This window comes from Spirosoma flavum (assembly GCF_042686045.1).
Taxonomy (GTDB): domain Bacteria; phylum Bacteroidota; class Bacteroidia; order Cytophagales; family Spirosomataceae; genus Spirosoma; species Spirosoma flavum.
Genome location: NZ_JBHUOM010000002.1, coordinates 273,433 through 292,138 on the forward strand (window position 1 = coordinate 273,433; position 18,706 = coordinate 292,138).

Consider the following 18,706-nt stretch of genomic DNA (forward strand, 5'->3'; position numbering starts at 1 on the left):
GCTGCTATTAGCCTGAAAAGCATGTAAATGCTGGTAGTAGTCCGCTTAGAATAGCTCTAGAGTGAAATTAACTAAGCAACATGTATCTATTTTTTCAGACTACGCGGAGAGTGTAGTTAGCTATGCCTGTGGAATGGACAGTAAGCAGGTTGAAAAAGGCTATCAGTGAAGCGTCGGCTAGACTTGATTAATTTAGTTTCATCAGCCCGTTGCCATGCTATCGTCACGAGATAATGTGGTATTGGCAGAAATTGGGTTTGGGTAGATCTTATGCAGGTCTATAGCTGTAAAAAGCAGTCTAGCTACTAAAACGCGAACTGGAAGCTATAAGAACTGTAGACTGGTACAAATCGGGCTATCGGTGAGAAGTTATTACCAGCTGGTTTATGGCCCTTTAGTTATACTATTTTATAAGTGCGACCAATTCAGTCTTGTTAAATTTGATCTATTCACTCGTAAATAGAGTGCTCAGTAAAGAAGAAATTCGCAGTATTGAAGCTGTCGTAATGAATACATCTAAAACTAAACCAGTATCTCCAAAACACACACTTGCCGGTCTAATTGACTGAATGTCAATCAGACCGGCAAGTCAAAACTGGATATGTACAATTTAGCCGAATACTCGGATTAGAGGCACGCTGTATTAGCATCAACACCCCAGAAAAGTTAAAGAGATGGAAGCACTGTAAAAGTGATAACATAGACCGTCCACTCTATTTCCCTTCGATGATCCGTAAGAGATTATTTTTGGGGAGCCGTTGATTACCAACAGTTTAACAGCCATTGCTTTAAATTCCTCTGGGTGTCGTTAACAGTTTTCGCAGTTGTTTTATTTTTCTTATATGGCATCTGATAAGCTGGTAAACGTAAAGTCACGGGCTTTTACGGGGGGAATCATGTTGCCATTCATCCGTACCGGAGCGCCCAATGACTCTATATTATTCAGCACAATGACGGCGCTCTCGTTGAAGCGAAAATTTTTCACTGGAAACTTGATTTGACCATTTTCTATGTAGAACGTTCCATCGCGCGTTAACCCCGTTTGCAATAACGTTTGTGGATCGACCATCCGAACGTACCAAAGACGGGTTACCAGGATGCCTTTATCTGTACTTTTGATCATATCGGCTAACGATTGATTGCCTCCCTCCATAATAAATCCGGAGGAGGGCGGGGTGGCTTTTACCCCTTTCTTGTCCGCCCAGAAGCGGGAATAGCTCATATTTTTGACAATCCCTTTTTCGAACCACATTACTTTTTCCTGCGGGCGTCCATCACCAACTCCACCCCCTCCGAGAAAACTCATTGCGGCCAGACGATTCCCCGCGCCCGAAAATGGTTCGCTGGGGGCCTCTGAATTCGTTGGATCAGAATAAATGGTAATCCGTTCGTCAATGAGTTTTTCACCTAGCCGGGTTCCGCCCCCTTTTTTACTCAGAAAACTTCTGCCCTCATCGGCCAGGCGGGTATCCATACCAGACATCATGCTCTGCAGTAACGTACTCATGGCCGTTGGCTCCAGAATGACCGTATATTTACCCGGCTCTATAGACCGGGCGTTGGTGGAGGCCATTGCTTTTTGCACCGCAATGTTCGTTGTTTCGCGGGCATTCAGTTTCGATATATCTGTAAAGTCACGGGTAACGTAACCCGACCCTTTACTATCGGCTGTGCGAACCGTCACGGAGAAATCAGCCGAGGTTGATCGGTTATAGCCAAATAAACCCTTGCTGTTGGCAATAGCCGAAAAACCAGTTGTATCCTGCAAATAGCCGGCAGCCGTCAAGTTCTTTTGCTCACACAGGTCAACACTGTCGAAAGCGACCTGTGCCCGATATTCAGAGTCCATCTTGGCGGTATTTTCCGAATAGGTTGGCGTTTCCAGGTATTTCTGTGGTCCCAGCATGGGCATGTATTCTGGGTTTTCGGGGGCTAGTCTGGCAATTTCTTCGGCGCGTCGAACTGTTCGTTCCAGCGCTCTATCATCGAACTCATTAATAGTTGCCGAACCTGACCGCTTGCCTAATCCGGCAGTAATTAAAAGCGACATATTATCGGCTTCTCCGCCAGAGGAAACGGTGTTCAGGGCGTACCGAATATTACTGCTCCGGGCTCCATTCAGACTAACACTCATTTCATCGGCCTTAGAAAAGGACAACACTTTATCAAGGATTTTCTTTGCTTCTTCTTGGGATATGAGGGCCATATTGTTGATTTAGTTTGGGTATAGTGATGTCGGGGTTTTATGTTGTTGTGTCGGGTTCTCAAACCCGACACATTCGCGTCAGCAACATATGTGTCGGGTTTGAGAACCCGACACAACCTTATTAGATTAGTACGTAGAGACTAAATCTTCCTTGAGGTGTTGAGCACGTTTACGCCGTTGAAACGAGCGGTAGAACTGCCATGCGAAACCGAGTTGATTTGTACGGGCTGTCCTTTGCCATCAAAGAATGTGCCACCCAGACGATAATCCCGTTCGTCGCAGATTTTAACGCAGGAGTTCCAGAATTCCTGCGTGTTGGATTGATAGGCGACATCCCGAAGCATGCCGACAATCTGCCCATCTTTGATCTCGTAGAACAATTGTCCGCCAAACTGGAAGTTATAGCGTTGCTGATCAATTGAATAGGAGCCATCCCCAATGATATAAATGCCTTTCTTGACATCTTTAATCATCTCATCAACTGTGAGTCGATCTTTGCCCGGTGCTAACGATATGTTTGCCATACGCTGAAATTGGGTTACACTCCAGCTATCGCCATAGGCGCACCCCTGCGACTCCGTTTCCCCAAGCATATGTACCTGATCTCGGATGGCTTGGTAGTTGACCAGAATGCCATCTTTGATAATGTCCCACTGCTTGGTTTTAACGCCCTCGTCATCCCAACCTACCTCTCCCAACGAACCTGGCTGTGTTTTGTCGGCGAAGAAGTTAACATCTTTACTGCCGTAATTAAAGGTCTTCGATTTCCATTTATCAATAGTTGCGAACGAGGTACCAGCTAAATTGGCCTCGTAACCCAATACCCGATCTAGCTCAGTTGCGTGACCTACCGATTCATGAATAGTTAAATAGGTGTGTGACGGGTCCAATACCAGGTCGTATTTGCCCGCTTCCACCGACTTGGCTTTCAATTTCTGTTTAGCTTGCTTGGCGGCTGCGGTTACGTCTTCCAGCATGTCGTAGCCTTTATTGTAGCGGGTTGTCACGCCACCTACCCGGTCAGGTGGGGCCGTTTGCAGGTAGTCGTAACTCATGCCCATTGGCGCACTCAGGGAATCCCGGGTGGCTACCAGACCGCTCGCCTTGTCGACGGCGGTGACGGTGAAATTGGGCCAGATCCGGTGAACATCCTGATCGATGTACGAGCCATCGGTCGATGCGAAATATTTCTGCTCATTAATCATGAACAGCACAGAATTGACAAAATTGGCCCCGTTCGCCATCGCAGCCGCATTGACAGCTAGCAGCAAGTCGGTTTTTTCTTTAACCGGTATGTCGAACGAATTTTTCTTAACCGTTGACTTCCAACTCACTTCGCCGAAGCCTTTCTGAGGGGCTAGCTGCACTGGTTTTTTTAGTAGCTTGGCATGGGCTTTGGCAAATGCAACCGCCTTTTCGGCTGTTTTTGCCACCTCTTCTTCACTTTGTGTATTGCCAATAGCGGCAAAGCCCCAACACCCATTGGCAATTACACGTATGCCTACCCCGAACGACTCCGTGTTAATGATGTTTTGGACTTTGTCTTCCCGAGTCATGACATATTGGTTCAGATAGCGGTTAATCCGAACATCGGCGTAGGTGGCTCCTTTGGCCGTGGCACTATGCAGGGCTGCATCGGCCAGCCGTTTCTTAATGGACGTATCTAAACCTGGTTCCATTAATTCTTCGGCGGTAACGGTCCGGGAAAAGGCAGGTAACGTGGGAAGCAAAATTCCGGCAGCTCCCACGCTCATGAGTTGATTAAAGTCGCGACGATTCACTGTATATTTCTCCTATAGGTTAGTAAAAGAGCGGTTCAGCTTTAAATAAACAAGCAGCGTAGATGCCCAATTAAGTTTCGTTAGTTCTTAAAATTATGGAATTTACTATTGCTTATAAGCTATATTATCTACTTTTAATTTTACTTATTGTGAAAAGTAAACTATTTATAAGTTTTGTGCCAAGGAGAGGTTTATATCAGTAATTATTTCGTTAACTGCTCGATCTATCAGGGTGTAAAAAGCCTAAAGTCAGCTTAGATCCAATGATAGCCGGTCTGCTGGTGTAGTCTTATTAGGCAATCCTTTAAGGCAGCGATGCGGGGCCGCCCGGAGCGGCAGACCGTCCAAACAGTATACTCATGGTTATGAGTCGTTGAAGGTAGCTAGCATACGAAAGCACACCATGAAATACTATCGTGGCACAGACTAGAGGCATACGACCTTATTTTGTATACTAAAGTGCTGACAAACAAAAAAGCACTTACCATTTCTGATAAGTGCTTGATTTACATTGGCGGTCCGGACGGGGCTCGAACCCGCGACCCCCTGCGTGACAGGCAGGTATTCTAACCAACTGAACTACCGAACCAACTTTGATCTTCAGTTAACGTTGCCGTCTTTCCTTGATCGTGGCACAAAAGTAGGCTTTTAGGGTATTCTGTGCAAGGGTCTGCCAAAAAAAAATGTGATTAAAATAACTTGCTTCATCCTATACGTTGGGAATCAAGTGGTTCATTGCAATATATTTTATCGTTTGCCTGGATAAAAACCCTCCTTACTTACCCGTACTCTGCTTGATGGCCGCTACTTCGGCTGGATCAACGGGTGTACCGTCCTGTTTGAAGACTTCGTGAAACCAGACAGCCGGTTCCCGTCCATTCACATAAGGCTTCTGCCAGCTATCCCATGGTAAAAAAGTTTGCGTTTTCCCGGCAACAAATCCCCAGTTAATCATACCTACTTTTGCTTTCTTTGCGATGGGCAGATGCGTCTGAAACTTGCTGTTAACGCCCCGCGCCATATATTCAGTGCAGATAACCGGACGACCAAACGTCTGTAAAGCTGGAATGACTTTTTCCAATGCTTCTGGGTTTGAGTACTGATGAAAGGTGATAATATCAGAATTCTCAAGCTGTACCTTTTCCATCGGTGTCCACTTAGCCGAATTCTGCCAGTCGTCGGGTGTGCGATAAATCCAGACGCCCGAAGTTAGTGGTTGGGTGGCTCCGGCGGTTCGTGTCCATTGAAATACCATTGGTAATAGACTCGTAATGATGGCCACTTTCCGGTCTTTAGGCAGTTCTGTTTTCAGGTAATTCTGGCCGTAGTTGTTATCATTGGTGTTGTCTGGCTCATTCCAAAGGTCCCACGCCAAAATGCGCTGGTCATTTTTGAAAGCACCAACTACGCCTTTTACATAAGCTTCCAGGCGCGGGTACTGCGATACATCTGTAAGGGCATCCGCACCCGGACTTTGCACCCAACCCGAATTATGAATTCCGGGTGTTGGTTCGTGTTGCTTACCAAGCTTTGGAAATGGATCCCAGCAAGAGTCGAACAGGACCAGCATAGGCCGGATTTTATGTTTGGCGCAAATTGACAGAAACTGGTCGAGTCGTTTGGTGAAGCCGGCGGGGTCTTGCCAGAGTAAATCATGCAGAAAAACCCGCATGGTATTCATGCCAATGCTTTCGGCCATACTCAGTTCCTTATCAATGGTTTTTGGGTCGAAACTGTCGGCCTGAAACATCTCAAGTTCATTTATAGCGTTGGCAGGCGCATAGTTGGCACCCACCAGGAAGGGCTCTTTTGCATACCAGGCGTTCGCTTCAGTCGCTGACCATCGGTTTGTTTCGGCGTTTTGCTGTGCTAGAGCAGCACTGGAAATGAGAAGAAAAAGTAAAACGGATAAACGCTTCATGAGTAAAGAATTGGTTTTATTAAGCTGTGATGTACTAGTTATTCGCCAGATGGTACGGGCATAGGTGTTTTAGGCGCTGGCTTGCCAAAGTTAGGTGAGCCATCCGTATTCCACGTAAATGGTTGAATATGTGGGGCACGTTTGTTTCCACAACCGTCTGTAGCTGACGGATTCGCGTGGTAAATCATCCAGTCCTGCTTGTTGTCGGCTGAACGAAAAAAGCCGCCGTGACCAGGGGCCCAAACGCCGTTCTCTGGTGCCTGCGTAAATACCGGTCCTGCGCTTTTTATCCAGTTTTTAGAGTCGAGCAAATCACCTTTGCCCGTATAGGTTAATAAGCCGAGACAGTAATCGAGCCAGCAGGCATTAGCTGAATAGACAATGAACAGCTTGTCATTATGGCGTAAGAATTCCGGCCCTTCGTTAACGTATACGTTGGGTACTTCACCGTTCTTCTGCCACGCCTGCGGTACGTCTCCATGCTGCTCCCAGGGTTGATCGGGCTGCGAAATTTTGACGCGGTCGCCATCAATAGTCCAGGGATTTTTGAATCGGGCTATGTAAATATCCTGCCGACCGTTAGACTGGCCTTCCCACCCCGACCAAGCCGCGTAGAGTTGCCCATTGTACTCTATGACCGACATGTCGATTTCCCAGTGATTGGCCTTATCTCCGACTTTGCCCTTCATTGCCCATTCGCCCTGCATAGGATCGGACGAAGGATTTTCAATAACCCAAACCCGATGAGAGAGATTATTAAGTGAGTCGGCTGAGAAGTATACGTACCAATTTCCATTGAAGGAGTGAATTTCGGGTGCCCATAACTCCCTTGAATAGGCTTGTCCAGACGGGGGTGTATAGATGACTTTATGTTCGGCCGTGGCGAGATCGGCCATATTTCTGGTTTTCCAGAGCGTTAAGTTGCTACCCGTGGTATTCATATAATAATACCATCCATCTTTTTGTAATACCCAAGGGTCGGGGCCGGAGTTTTTGACGGGATTTGTAAATGTGCGCTGGGCCTGCAACGTATTGGCTACAAGAAATAAACAAATAAGCGCCCGAATAAAAAAACCTTTCTTTAATAGTACGGTAAGCATGTTGCAGGAAAGCAGTGGTTGCCAGATAAAGGCGAGAACTGACATTTTTACCCTGCGGTGGTTGGTTAATTATACCTGATTGGCTTAGTAAGCAAGCCGTTCTACTCGTGACTGGGTCTGGTTTCACACGTGTCGTCTGTGCATTGACCATAAAACACCAGTGAATGGGACTCCACCTGAAATTGTAGCGTGGTACTCACATTGGTCTTGATCAAGTGTAAACGCGGGTCGCAGAATTCTTTCACCCGATGACAAACGGTGCAAACCATGTGCGCATGCTGTTGCCGTCCCAGCGACTTTTCATATCGACTCTTGCTGTTATCTTCTTCACCAAAATGATGTCGGCGAACTAATCCGCAATCAATCAGAACATCCAGTGTATTATACACCGTTGCCCGACTGACAGGGTACGCTTTCTGATGCATAGCCTGATAAAGCTCTTCGGCATCGAAATGATCATTGCGAGAGTATACTTCGTCTAGAATGGCGAAACGCTCAGATGAACGGCGCAGTCCTTTCGCCAGCAATGATTCTTCAAGCTTGACTCTGGCGGTGGCCAGTAATAAATTAGATTCCTGCATGACGATGTGTTTTTTTAGAAAGGAACCAGTCAGAGGCCAGTTCCTTTTCTCGTTTTTTACTAACCTATGAAGGTATCTTGGATTGAATTGATTAAAGGAAAGGGAATTTACCAGTCCACTGTCAAATAAGCTTCCTGCAAAGCCGCACTAAGCTCGTCGTATTCCTTGAGCGTGATTTGAAAGTTCCTCCCCTGGAAACCAGTTCGTATGCATGTATCCTGTATGTCAAATAGGCCAATCTGATAGACTACGGGCCAACCCCATGGCTGCTGTCAATTAAGCATTGTGTAAGCATCCTGCTTGCTGAACGTCAGTGACGTACCTCTAAAGGAAATTTCGACACTGGCCGCGCTAACTTGTCGATTGGAATCTTGTAAAAACATACGTTGCTCAGTTAGGAAAAGTCAAAAAGTGAGATGTCGCTAGTTTTACTGGCTATTTTTTTCGGTAGACGTTTGCAGAATTTTGTCTACCTGCATGAGTACACCCGCTTCATCCATCATTTGATTTAACTCATCAATCTCTGCGTCCGAGAACATAATAAAGTAGTTCTGCATAGGTGTTTTCAACAGCCATTCTTTACCGTGAGTTGTAAAAAAGGGGCGCATACCCGTTCGTTCTGCAATCATTTGTTTATAGGTAGAAAACTCTATTTCTGATAAAACAAACATTGAGTTCTTGTACGCTACATTATAAGATTGACAGCCTGTGCAAAAGCCGATATAACCATTTTCGTGTTGAGTCAGGTATTTTAATTGATGCTGATGTTCCATATCTGTAAATTATAATGGCTTAGTTAGATTGAATCTTGAGCAGATCATAAAGCCCCAATAATCTCAACGCTTTTGACAGACCAGCCTGAAATAAATCAAACTCTATTCGGGATAAGCTAAATTGAACATCTGGATGGCTGGTATTGATAATCATATGAAGCTGACCATCGGGCATCAACATACCACACTGGTCAAAATTCACCTGGCCTATATTGCGGCACAACTCCACAAATTCAGAGTGATCGAAGCCTAATAGGATGTTTTTAAATGTCAAACCAACCCGTTGGCAATGGGGGCATTGAGCAATACAGAATAGATCCTGATCAAAAAGCAGAGTAGGCTTGCATGTGTTCATTACGGATAAAGTTTAGTATCACCAGTTAATTTGTGCCTGTGCCCGGACGTGAGTTTAATTGTGTGTATCAACCAATTTAATCACAACCGGCACACAGGGCTTAAGATCATTTATTTATTGTCAAGAGTATAGTATCCTACCAAAATGTACAGACTTACTAAGCTGAAAGGGTTGACTAGAGGAATCCTCTTCCCTTTACTTTATTTAGACTAATTTTAAACAAAAATAAAAGAGCATTTCTTTAGACGCAAGGATTTTACGAAGAAGTTTGTCGTATAATTTATTGTGAAATTGTAATTATCAGATTATGAGATGGTTAATCTGAGTCAGATAGTGACGGAAATTCAAAGCGCATCTCGTCCCTTACTACCAACAGTAGTAATTGGTGTTGGTGATGGGGAAACTGGAGCAGGAGTCTCAACTGGCTGAGGTGGTATCAGACCCGGTGTAGTGCGTTTAGTACCGAAGAGTCGGTTAAACGAACGGGTATACAGTAAACTTATGCCTCCTCCTGTCGTAATCGTGCTGTTAAAACTGGACTGGCTTAGAATACTTTGCTGATTGCGGTTGTACACCTTCGCCCGTAAGTGTCCATCGGGAGTGATAAAGTATTCGAGCGTCCACTCGCCTAGCAAACTCGCTGCGTTATATTGACTTTGGCCATATGTGAAGCCACCGTCTCGGCTAATGCGAAGGCGATCATTTAATAAGCGATATGAGAACCGTAGTTGCAGGTTGTTGAGTAAATTTTCGCTTTGGGTGTTACTTGTAAATCCGCCAAATGACACGCCCACATCCAGTTTTTCATTGAGGTTTGAGGCTAAGCGGCTAATCTGATTCGAAAGCAGTTCGCTCACGCTATTCGCCACCCCGCTGTTTACCTGACCCTGATCGAATAGGCTGGTTCCTTCCGATAGTAACTGATTGAACAACAAAACACTGCTAACCTGCCGGGTTAATTCCTGATCGTTACTCTGAATCCGAGACTCGAAAGCCGTTACAGCTTGCCGAAAATCTGACGACGACGGATATTCCTTAATGTCCAGATCGTAACTGATGGCGGGAGTGCCTAATTCGCCGGTTAATTTAATGACTAAATCTACCGGATATCGTCGGCTTTGATCAGTTCTGTTATTTGTCGACGACGTATTAAGGGGTAATAAAGGCGCTAGCGAGGTGTATTGCGTGTAAGCCGCCGTTACATCCAGTAGCGCACCGTATGGGTCACCAGTCCACGTAATTCGGCTGTTAGGCCGAATTTGAAACCGTTTATTAATAATGTTTTGAAAAGTAAACGTGTAATCGCCTTTCAAAATTTCGTAGTTGCCGGTCATCGTGAAGTCGCCTTTGGTATCCACCTTCATCCCAACGCGCCCCTGTCCATAAGCACTGATGATGTCACCCGTTTGGCGATCTAGCTGAATTTCGCAATACGCATCGGGCGTAATATCGAAATTGAAATCCATCTGAATTCTCGATAAATCAATTTCGCCGTCAGACTTACTTGCCGTTTGACTTCCAGGCTTCCCTGATGATGCGCTGGAGGTCCGGCTGACAAATCGAATCTGATCGTCGGCTGCTACAGACGTGGCTCCATCCAGCGGGATGTATATTCGAGTGCCTTTATTACTGGCTACATTGGCGCGAACAGTTAGATTATTCGTCGGCCCGTAGAGTTCCGCCCGTCCGGTCACCACAGCCTGCCCATAAAAAGAATCATTATCCTGGGCAGCTGTATTCATGATTTTGAAATTCTTAAAATCAGCATCGAAGCCGAGGGTAAAATACCGGAAACCATCGTGGTAAACGCCCCCCCGAAGCAAGGCCGTATTACCCTGAGGATCATGTAGGGTAAGCTGACGGGTGATAATCTCGTTTTCACCAAAATAGATTTTGTCGTCAAAGGTGAAATCGGCTTTCAGGTAATCGAACCGCCCACGACCCCCCTGTATGGCTACTTCGCCCTTCAACACCGGCACGGCAGGCTTGCCCGTTACAGCCACTACACCACTCGCTATACCGCCAAGATTCGAAAATAAGCCCTTGGTAAAGGGTTCCAGAAGAGCTAAATCGGCATTATTGACCGTCGCTTGCAGCGCTAGCGGGTTAGCCTTCTGTTGGGGCGTATAATTACCCGTTAGAGTTACTACATCGGCCCCGTTGCGATTCACACGGGCATCTACGTTGAGTCGTTGCGCCAGTTGGTCCCACTCGCCCTGTCCTCGCACGTCGCCAATCAACTCGTTCTCGTATGACAAAGCCCTAACGGACATGGCACTTTCAAGAATCGGCGTATCATACAAGTTTCGAATAGACATGGAGCCATTCAATGTACCTCCGAGCGTTGTATTAAGAACCGAATTCAGGGAGGCTAACAGGAAGTTTTGTGCTTCGACAGCCAGATGTTGCCCTGAATCCGGTGAGATTTTACCCGATGCTTGAATCAGTTGGTTTTCATTCAGCAGGGAGAGGTCCCGAATGGTATACTCGTCGCCAACTTTCCGAATCAAACTTTGCGGATTTAACGTCCAGTCGCCATCCAGCACGCGCAGTTTTGACTGCCGAAATGTTAAATCGATGGCGTCACCTTTGAAACTCAATTCGCCGTTCAGATCAGCCCTGTTTATGTTTCGACCACTGCTATCGGCTTGCTCAATTCGGCTCGTAAAGTCAATGTGGTCAACATCCCACGAGGCTTCCGCCTGAAGGTTACGTGTGGGCAGACGCGAACTAAAAAACTGCCTTTTCGATGAAACAACTGCCGACGCCAGTACGTCTTCACCGTAGGTAAACTTAGAGGTTGTCAAGTCCAGATCGCTCGGTCCAAACCCTATTTTACCGAAACGAAGTGAATCCGTTTTAACAGTGGTCGTCAGAAATAAAGTGTTATCTGCCGTAAAGCGGCCTTCTAATCGGGTTGTAGGGGCCACATAGACCGACGATCCTAAAAACGCCAGTAAGGGCGCGCTGTTCTTCGTGATAACTTGATAGTCAACCCCATATCGCTGGTTAAGATCGGTTGATTTTTTTCCGGTAAGCTGTTCGGCCTTGCGCTTTTTCAGATCGTAGTAAGCCTTCATGCCAGCGGCATCGCCCGCAAAGTAAAGTTGGTACTCCTTCGCCAATTTGGTCAGATCGTCAATGGTGCGCTGAGGCTGGAACGTACCTTGCAAACGGGTGGTTAGAAAGTCGGAATCAAGGTCGAAATAGCGTTGAGTACCACCCGAGTCAGACGCGACCCCGGTTCGCTGTTCAACCGAAGAGGCAAGGGTGAGTTTATCAACAGCCAGGGTACGCCCAGGCCGGTTTAGGGTGAGTGTCGCGTTGGTAAAGACGGCACTACCCACAATATCATCGAGTTTACTACCTTCCAGCTTAACATCTAACTTTGTTTGAACCACCAGCGAATCGCGCAGATAGCCCAACTCGCGTAAATCGGCGTGTTCTACAGTGCCTCGTAAATCGTACTTGTTGCGAGGTCCAACTAAATTAAATTCACCATCAAGATTGAAGGCCAGATTTGGGTCATGAATAGTCAGCTTTCCCTGAAAAAGACCTTGCTGTAAATTTCCCTGAGCTACCACATTGTGGTAGTCGTAGTCTTCCCATCCGAACTGGCCAAACTGCCCATCGAAATCAATACTGGCTCGCTTTAAGTTAGTGCCTCGCCCTGTTATCCGTCCTTCACCATTAAGTTTGCCAAATTGATCGGGCTGATTTATTAACTGGCCGAGATCAAAATTCTCACCTTTTAAGTTGGCCGTATAAGTCGTTAAATCAGAATTTTTAGTGAGTTTCAGCGCCAAATCGCCCGTTACATTACCAATGCCTGTCCGGAAGACTCCTTTTGTTTTGAAATCACTAAACGTACCGGCAAAATTGGCGTTAAACGCTACCATGCCTAGCTTCTGAATCGTCTTGTTAAAGGATGAGTCGGGGTAATACTGACGAATGTCAGCCATGTGAACGACTGAAGGAGTGAAGGCAAAATTGACCGTCGTCTTATCCATATCGGGTAAGCCCTTCCAGGCTATATAGCCCGTTAACTGGCTACGCCCGTTGGGGCCAAACCGCAGGTCGGTATTCTTAAGCCGGAGGTCGTTGACTGTACCGCTAAAGTTGCTTGTCAGGAACCAGGTTTCGTTGAGGCCACGTAGATAATCCGAAAAATAGCCCAGATCTTTTGACTCTACTCTACTATCGCGAAAGTTAGCCTGCATGAGTACCCGGCTATTGAAATCACCAAACGCCGATGGTTTATCGTAGAATAACGTTAGCCCGTTACGGATGATCGAATTGCCAATATGAGCGTATAGCCGGGCTAACTCCATTTTGGTATTGCAGTACAGAAAGCGAGTATCTAACTGCCGTATTTTTATCCTTGAGTCGCGGTCAATGCCTGATAATCCTTTGGCCTCAAACGCAATTGTGTCGCCCAGTACTAAAAAATTGCTAACCTCGGCGGTGAGATTCTGGAGCGTAAAATGGTTATAGTCAAAGCTGGTCGGGTTGTGAAGGAAAGGCTCACGCGGATCTTCGAGTGTATAAGAGCCGTCAACCAAGTGGATATGACCAATGGTGAAAGGGACATTGTGGTTCGGAATACTCGGCTTGGTTGGATCGGCGGTTAGTTCTTCAATACGGGCGATGAAATCATCAAGATTGGTGTCGCCATTCGTCCGATTTTTGATCATTCTGACATCGGGCCGGTACAACACCACTTCGTCTAAATGAATATTATGCGCCGATGAATCAAGTAAATTATGAAGATTATAATCAGCATCAATCCGCTTAACCGTAATCATTGGCCGACCCTGACGATCCTGGATATGAACACCTTCGAGTGTCAGCGAATCGAACCACTTAATCGAAACACCGTCAAGCGTAACTGGAAAACGAAGTTTATCAGATAGCCATTCGGCCCCTTTTTTGGCTATGCGCGTTTGTATAGCCGGGAGTTGTAAGCTCAGCAGGATGCCCAAGGCTAAACCTAGTACCGTGAGAACCAGGTAAAGCAGCGTTTTAAGAAATATGGCGAAAAACTGACGCATCCGTGGCGGAAATGCCTAATCTACAACAAATAACAAAAATTGAGTACACTTTAGACTCTATAAACGAGTGAACGGTTTAGTCATAACTTCCATTGTTCGTTTTGTGAAATCATTATCCATTAGTTTTGTACGGTGAACATTTTAGCCATTGAGTCTTCCTGCGACGAAACGTCGGCGGCTGTTTTAGTCAACGGACATATTTTGTCCAACGTAATTGCTACTCAGTTAATTCATGAACAGTACGGGGGCGTTGTGCCCGAACTGGCCTCAAGAGCGCATCAGCAACATATTTTGCCAGTCGTTGAGCGGGCATTGGCCGATGCAAATCTACCAAAAAATGAACTGTCGGCCATTGCCTTTACGCGCGGACCTGGTTTGTTGGGGTCGCTGCTGGTGGGAACTTCATTTGCTAAATCTCTGGCTCTGGGCCTGAATATTCCGCTCATCGAAGTCAACCATATGCAGGCACACGTATTAGCACACTTCATTGAAACCCCCAAACCCACATTTCCATTTCTGTGTCTAACGGTGAGTGGGGGGCACACGCAGATCGTGCGCGTAGACGGGCCTCTTGACATGACTGTTATGGGACAAACGGTAGATGATGCCGTGGGTGAAGCGTTTGATAAGTCGGCCAAATTAGTAGGCTTGCCTTATCCCGGCGGGCCACTTATTGATAAATACGCCAAAGAAGGTAATCCGTTGGCGTTTAAGTTTCCGATGAGTGACGTGCCCAATTTGGATTTTTCGTTTAGCGGCATCAAAACTGCCGTTATGTATTTCCTGCGAGACAATACGAAGAGCAATCCTGCTTTTATTACCCAAAATCTGGCGGATATTTGCGCCAGTATTCAATACACGTTGATACAAATGCTGCTGACTAAATTGAAACGGGCTGTCCGCGAAACGGGCATTCATGAAATTGCTATTGCCGGGGGTGTTTCGGCTAATAGCGGGTTACGTACAACACTGACACAAATCGGTAATGAACAGGGATGGAACGTTTATATTCCTCGTTTTGAGTATTGCACAGACAATGCAGCCATGATTGCTATGGCTGCCTCATTTAAATATGAACAGGGTGACTTTACGGCACAAACCGTTAGTCCACTACCAAGAATGAGTATGTAAGACAGTGGTTAACAATAGACTGCTCACCCACAATAATTGACTACACCGGACACCAGTAATGACTACCGACTTTTATGACTATCTCCGAACTTCGAATTTATCCTATCAAATCACTAAGCGGTATTTCTGTAAACGAAACCGTTGTTGAAGAGAAAGGCTTTCGCTATGATCGACGGTTTATGCTGGTTTCGCCAATGGGAGATTTTATCACACAGCGTACCAACCACCATATGGCATTGATTGACGTGGCTATTCACGACGATACACTGCGCGTTTGGCACCGACATCACCCGGAAGATGTGCTTGAACTGCCGTTGACTATTCATGAGCAAACGGGCGATTCGACCCCAACCCGTGAAACAATGCTGGTCAATATCTGGGATGATAAAGATGTGGCCGCCCTGACAGTCAGCGAAGAAGCCGACCAATGGTTCACTAAATTTCTCGAAAAACCCTGTCGGCTGGTGTTTATGCCCGACACTACCCATCGCCCAGTTGACCCTGCTTATGCTCGTCAGAAGGATACGGTTAGTTTTGCCGATGGGTATCCCTACCTGCTAATTGGTCAGGCGTCGCTTGATAACCTGAACCAGCGGCTTGCCGAACCAATTTCCATGATACGTTTTCGGCCCAATATTGTTGTGGCGGATAGTTTGCCCAACGAAGAAGACGCCTGGACTCACTTTCGGGTGGGGGGTATAGATTTCTTCGGTGTTAAGCCCTGCGCCCGCTGTGTACTGACTACGATTGACCCGGAAACTGGTCAGCAGGGAAAAGAACCCCTACGCACACTGGCAACTTATCGCCAATGGAAACACAAAATTCTGTTTGGTCAAAATGTATTAGCCAAACCAACGGGTGAGTCCATTTTAGGAAAACTGCATGTCGGTCAATCTATCGAGGTGGTTAGTCGGCAGGAACCGTGGCTAGCTCCGCCTGTTGCTACTATGTCGGGCGTTTAGCCGAAGATGGTTTAAACCTGTTATCAAAAAGTAATTGACCAAAAACGATACCTGGCAGACGAGAGATAGGGGAAGCCAGTCCGTGAATGATCTTCTATATTCTTACTTAACATACTTTTACCCTTACTTACGAATTACATCCATTGCTCAACTATCTACGAAACGTTTACTATCTGAGTTTCCCCGTTGTGGTAGGGGCCGTGCTATCCAACCGCATGGCTAGCCGACTTTCCGACGTTGAACCGGTACACTGGGCGACACCCATTGTGCTGGCGTTAGTCGTGTTTATCATTTATACCGTTGATCGTCTGCTCGACATCAGGAAACCCAATGCCGATTACCCAAACCAACCGCTCACGGCTCGCCATCAGTTTCATCGTACGCATGCTCAGGTGTTGTGGCGCGTTGTCATTGGAGCGACTAGTTTGGCCTTCGTTCTGACGTTTTTTTTGCCGGGTAGTGTGGTCAAATTTGGGATTGTGCTGGGTGGTATTTGTGCGGCCTATGTAGGAGCGGTTTTTCGGCTTCCAGCCCGGCATCCGGCCTTGCTGCTGAAAGAGCCGCTCGTTGCTATGCTCTATGCCGCTGGCGTTTGGGGAAGTGTCTGGGTACAACGACCTTCAGTTAGTAGTATTGAGATTGCAGAAGGGCTGATGTTTCTTGGCATCGCGTTTCAAAATCTTATTCTATTTGCTGTGATGGAACAACTTGAAACGCCTGACCAAAGCCTGTTTTCGTTAGCGACGGCGTGGGGACTGGATAGCTGTGATCTGATTTTACGCTGGTTAACATTCGTGATCGTACTGACGGGCTTTGCTCTCTGTTTTATAACGACAGACCGATTCGCCCAACGCTCTGCGCTGATGCTTGCACTGATGAGCTTAACCCTGTACGGTATCCAACGCTATCCAGACTATTTTCTTCGGAACGAACGTTATCGGTGGCTCGGCGATGGTGTCTTCTGGATGCCTATACTGGTGTTGTAAAAAGTCAATAGGTTGATAAGGTGGAGGTTTGTGCTAATACAGACGTAGCAAGAACAAAAGAACAGAGTGACCTTTGTCCTATGCATATAGAACATCTTGCCTTGTGGGTCCGCGACTTAAACCGGATGCGAACCTTCTACCAAACTTATTTTAAGGCTATTTCCAATGAAAAATACGTCAACGCCGGTAAGGGCTTCTCGTCCTATTTTCTGACGTTTCCCGATGGAGGTACCCGCTTGGAAATCATGCAGATGCCGGGTATCTCTGACATGAAAAATGATGTATTAACTCAATTTATTGGTCTCACTCATTTTGCCGTTTCGGTCGGCAGTGAAGAGGCCGTTCATGGTCTAACCGACCGGCTCCGGGTTGATGGGTTCGTCATTGTTGGCGAACCCCGCCGAACAGGTGACGGCTGCTACGAAAGTGTGGTACTGGATCCGGAAGGAAACCGGCTTGAAATAACGGTCTAAACGAACGAAACAAACAGCTCAGAGTCTATTCGTTTCGTTCGTTTTTGCTTTTATGGCTAACGATTTAGCGCTGACTGTTTCCTTAACATCGCGTTGCGTCAGGATATTGAGAATGATTTCAGTCATGTACTCCCGTTTGTTGAACACGATGTCATGGCGGTTTTCGGGTAGAAGAAATTGCTTCACTCGTGCATTAACTAAGTGCTGTTGCGCAAACCAGACATTAGTAGGATACACTAAATCGTCCCGCTGACCGTGTAACATCGTGATGTTAGCCCGGATTTTTGGCCAATCGGGTAAAATAGCTTCCAGAGCATGTCGGTGAGCCAGTTTTTCGTCATTTGCCAAGCGAAGGAGTGGTGATACCCCCCAGCGAATCAACGGGCTGTCGGCAAAATAGCTGATTGGGTACGTTCGCTCAAGCCCCGGTCCCAAGGCCGACGAAACGAACACGACATGATTGACCCGTCCCGGATTATTCATCGCCAGTCGTGCCGATACCGAGCCACCATAGGATGAACCAACAATCATTAAATAGGGCGCTTTTCGATACCGGTCAATGAGCGGTTGCAGCAATTTAGCCTGCCGGATAATTGATGTTTCAACCCGTCCAAAATCCGAATACCCATAACCGGGTCGGTCAACGGCTACCAACCGAGCACGGTTGAGCAACATCGTATCTTTGAAAAACTCCTTGAAGAATGACAATGAACTTGGTGCACCATGAATAAAGATCACGACCGGCAACGTCGAATCGGCTGGCGAAGCAGACGTTTCTATAAATCGAATTGTTCGGGGTTCTTCGTTACTCTTAGTTCCGTCGTTCTGCTGTTGACTAACGTGGTAATAATGTACAGTCGGGTGGATACGCTGTCCCTGAAACTCTTCGGCTATTTCCTTGTCTGTCTGACGGGAGTCAATGAACCAAGCAGCAACTAACACGCCAACAATCAGTATGAGAATAGTAAATATAGTCCAGCGGAAGATTTGTGTGAATAATTTCATAGTATCAGGATGTAGACCTACAACTACAAATTTCTGGCTAAATGTTTAAATTAGTACAATTGATTTTTTGTCACTACTTGATTGTCATAGCAACTCAGCATATCGGTTAAGCTGCTTTCCGTTTCATTCCGGATAGGTTAATGGCATCAGATGATAACAGTGGGTACCTCTTTTGCCTGCTATCGACCCGCAAACGCCACAATAAACCTCGCTAGTTTAACTGATATACGATAAATTTACTTTGCTAGTTTCTCCAACATCAATTTAGCTTCATAATTAGTGGGATCAATTTTTAATGCCTGCTCAAAGACTGCTCTGGCTTTGGCGACGTCTTTTAATCCATATAAGGCATTGCCTAAAGATACATAAGTCCACACCTGA

At 46.3% G+C, this 18,706-nt stretch carries 14 protein-coding genes and 1 tRNA gene; 4 read left to right on the plus strand and 11 right to left on the minus strand.

The window, feature by feature from the left end; translation table 11 throughout:
* Window positions 1–838: 838 nt before the first annotated feature.
* The 9 genes from ACFS25_RS06630 to ACFS25_RS06670 all read right to left on the minus strand — a co-directional run bounded on the left by ACFS25_RS06630 (window position 839) and on the right by ACFS25_RS06670 (window position 13,768).
* The gene (locus ACFS25_RS06630) at window positions 839–2,206 is read right to left on the minus strand and encodes a TldD/PmbA family protein (protein WP_381497826.1); all 1,368 of its coding nucleotides are present in this window, start codon (window positions 2,204–2,206) and stop codon (window positions 839–841) included.
* A gap of 140 nt (window positions 2,207–2,346) precedes the next feature.
* A complete protein-coding gene (locus ACFS25_RS06635; protein ID WP_381497828.1) occupies window positions 2,347–3,987 on the minus strand; it encodes a TldD/PmbA family protein in 1,641 nt (546 codons plus the stop codon).
* A 512-nt stretch (window positions 3,988–4,499) separates the two neighbouring features.
* Window positions 4,500–4,576 (minus strand) — tRNA-Asp (locus ACFS25_RS06640).
* A gap of 186 nt (window positions 4,577–4,762) precedes the next feature.
* Window positions 4,763–5,908 carry a cellulase family glycosylhydrolase gene (locus ACFS25_RS06645; protein ID WP_381497829.1) on the minus strand — a complete coding sequence of 382 codons (1,146 nt, stop codon included), beginning with the start codon at window positions 5,906–5,908 and terminating at the stop codon, window positions 4,763–4,765.
* 38 nt (window positions 5,909–5,946) lie between these two features.
* Window positions 5,947–7,053, minus strand: coding sequence for a glycoside hydrolase family 43 protein (locus tag ACFS25_RS06650; protein WP_381497831.1), 1,107 nt, complete (start codon window positions 7,051–7,053; stop codon window positions 5,947–5,949).
* A 56-nt stretch (window positions 7,054–7,109) separates the two neighbouring features.
* Window positions 7,110–7,589: a Fur family transcriptional regulator gene (locus ACFS25_RS06655; RefSeq protein ID WP_381497833.1), complete on the minus strand. Its 480-nt coding sequence runs from the start codon at window positions 7,587–7,589 to the stop codon at window positions 7,110–7,112.
* 428 nt (window positions 7,590–8,017) lie between these two features.
* Window positions 8,018–8,362, minus strand: coding sequence for a DUF6686 family protein (locus ACFS25_RS06660; RefSeq protein ID WP_381497835.1), 345 nt, complete (start codon window positions 8,360–8,362; stop codon window positions 8,018–8,020).
* A 19-nt stretch (window positions 8,363–8,381) separates the two neighbouring features.
* Window positions 8,382–8,717: a hypothetical protein gene (locus ACFS25_RS06665; protein WP_381497837.1), complete on the minus strand. Its 336-nt coding sequence runs from the start codon at window positions 8,715–8,717 to the stop codon at window positions 8,382–8,384.
* Between the two features lie 344 nt (window positions 8,718–9,061).
* A complete protein-coding gene (locus tag ACFS25_RS06670; protein ID WP_381497839.1) occupies window positions 9,062–13,768 on the minus strand; it encodes a translocation/assembly module TamB domain-containing protein in 4,707 nt (1,568 codons plus the stop codon).
* Window positions 13,769–13,900: 132 nt separating this feature from the next.
* On the opposite strand from ACFS25_RS06670, the gene tsaD reads away from it, so the two are divergent.
* From tsaD to ACFS25_RS06690, 4 genes are all read left to right on the plus strand, one after another.
* Entirely contained in the window at window positions 13,901–14,899 is a 999-nt protein-coding gene (tsaD, locus tag ACFS25_RS06675) for a tRNA (adenosine(37)-N6)-threonylcarbamoyltransferase complex transferase subunit TsaD (RefSeq protein ID WP_381497842.1), read from the plus strand.
* A gap of 74 nt (window positions 14,900–14,973) precedes the next feature.
* Window positions 14,974–15,861, plus strand: coding sequence for an MOSC domain-containing protein (locus ACFS25_RS06680; RefSeq protein WP_381497844.1), 888 nt, complete (start codon window positions 14,974–14,976; stop codon window positions 15,859–15,861).
* Between the two features lie 143 nt (window positions 15,862–16,004).
* On the plus strand, window positions 16,005–16,847 hold the full coding sequence (locus tag ACFS25_RS06685) for a UbiA prenyltransferase family protein (RefSeq protein ID WP_381497846.1): 843 nt from the start codon (window positions 16,005–16,007) through the stop codon (window positions 16,845–16,847).
* 80 nt (window positions 16,848–16,927) lie between these two features.
* Entirely contained in the window at window positions 16,928–17,320 is a 393-nt protein-coding gene (locus ACFS25_RS06690) for a VOC family protein (RefSeq protein ID WP_381497848.1), read from the plus strand.
* An 18-nt stretch (window positions 17,321–17,338) separates the two neighbouring features.
* Here the strand turns inward: ACFS25_RS06690 and ACFS25_RS06695 are convergent, their stop codons facing one another.
* Window positions 17,339–18,325, minus strand: coding sequence for an alpha/beta fold hydrolase (locus ACFS25_RS06695; RefSeq protein WP_381497850.1), 987 nt, complete (start codon window positions 18,323–18,325; stop codon window positions 17,339–17,341).
* Between the two features lie 236 nt (window positions 18,326–18,561).
* Window positions 18,562–18,702, minus strand: a complete 141-nt coding sequence (locus tag ACFS25_RS06700; protein WP_381500772.1) for a tetratricopeptide repeat protein — start codon at window positions 18,700–18,702, stop codon at window positions 18,562–18,564.
* Window positions 18,703–18,706: the final 4 nt, after the last annotated feature.

What these genes read in the sequence shown, in the direction of transcription:
- ACFS25_RS06630 (WP_381497826.1), bottom strand. Translation starts at nt 2,206, where the DNA reads ATGGCCCTCATATCCCAAGAAGAAGCAAAGAAAATCCTTGATAAAGTG.
- ACFS25_RS06645 (WP_381497829.1), bottom strand. Translation starts at nt 5,908, where the DNA reads ATGAAGCGTTTATCCGTTTTACTTTTTCTTCTCATTTCCAGTGCTGCT.
- ACFS25_RS06650 (WP_381497831.1), bottom strand. Translation starts at nt 7,053, where the DNA reads ATGTCAGTTCTCGCCTTTATCTGGCAACCACTGCTTTCCTGCAACATG.
- ACFS25_RS06655 (WP_381497833.1), bottom strand. Translation starts at nt 7,589, where the DNA reads ATGCAGGAATCTAATTTATTACTGGCCACCGCCAGAGTCAAGCTTGAA.
- ACFS25_RS06660 (WP_381497835.1), bottom strand. Translation starts at nt 8,362, where the DNA reads ATGGAACATCAGCATCAATTAAAATACCTGACTCAACACGAAAATGGT.
- ACFS25_RS06665 (WP_381497837.1), bottom strand. Translation starts at nt 8,717, where the DNA reads ATGAACACATGCAAGCCTACTCTGCTTTTTGATCAGGATCTATTCTGT.
- ACFS25_RS06670 (WP_381497839.1), bottom strand. Translation starts at nt 13,768, where the DNA reads ATGCGTCAGTTTTTCGCCATATTTCTTAAAACGCTGCTTTACCTGGTT.
- ACFS25_RS06680 (WP_381497844.1), top strand. Translation starts at nt 14,974, where the DNA reads ATGACTATCTCCGAACTTCGAATTTATCCTATCAAATCACTAAGCGGT.
- ACFS25_RS06690 (WP_381497848.1), top strand. Translation starts at nt 16,928, where the DNA reads ATGCATATAGAACATCTTGCCTTGTGGGTCCGCGACTTAAACCGGATG.
- ACFS25_RS06695 (WP_381497850.1), bottom strand. Translation starts at nt 18,325, where the DNA reads ATGAAATTATTCACACAAATCTTCCGCTGGACTATATTTACTATTCTC.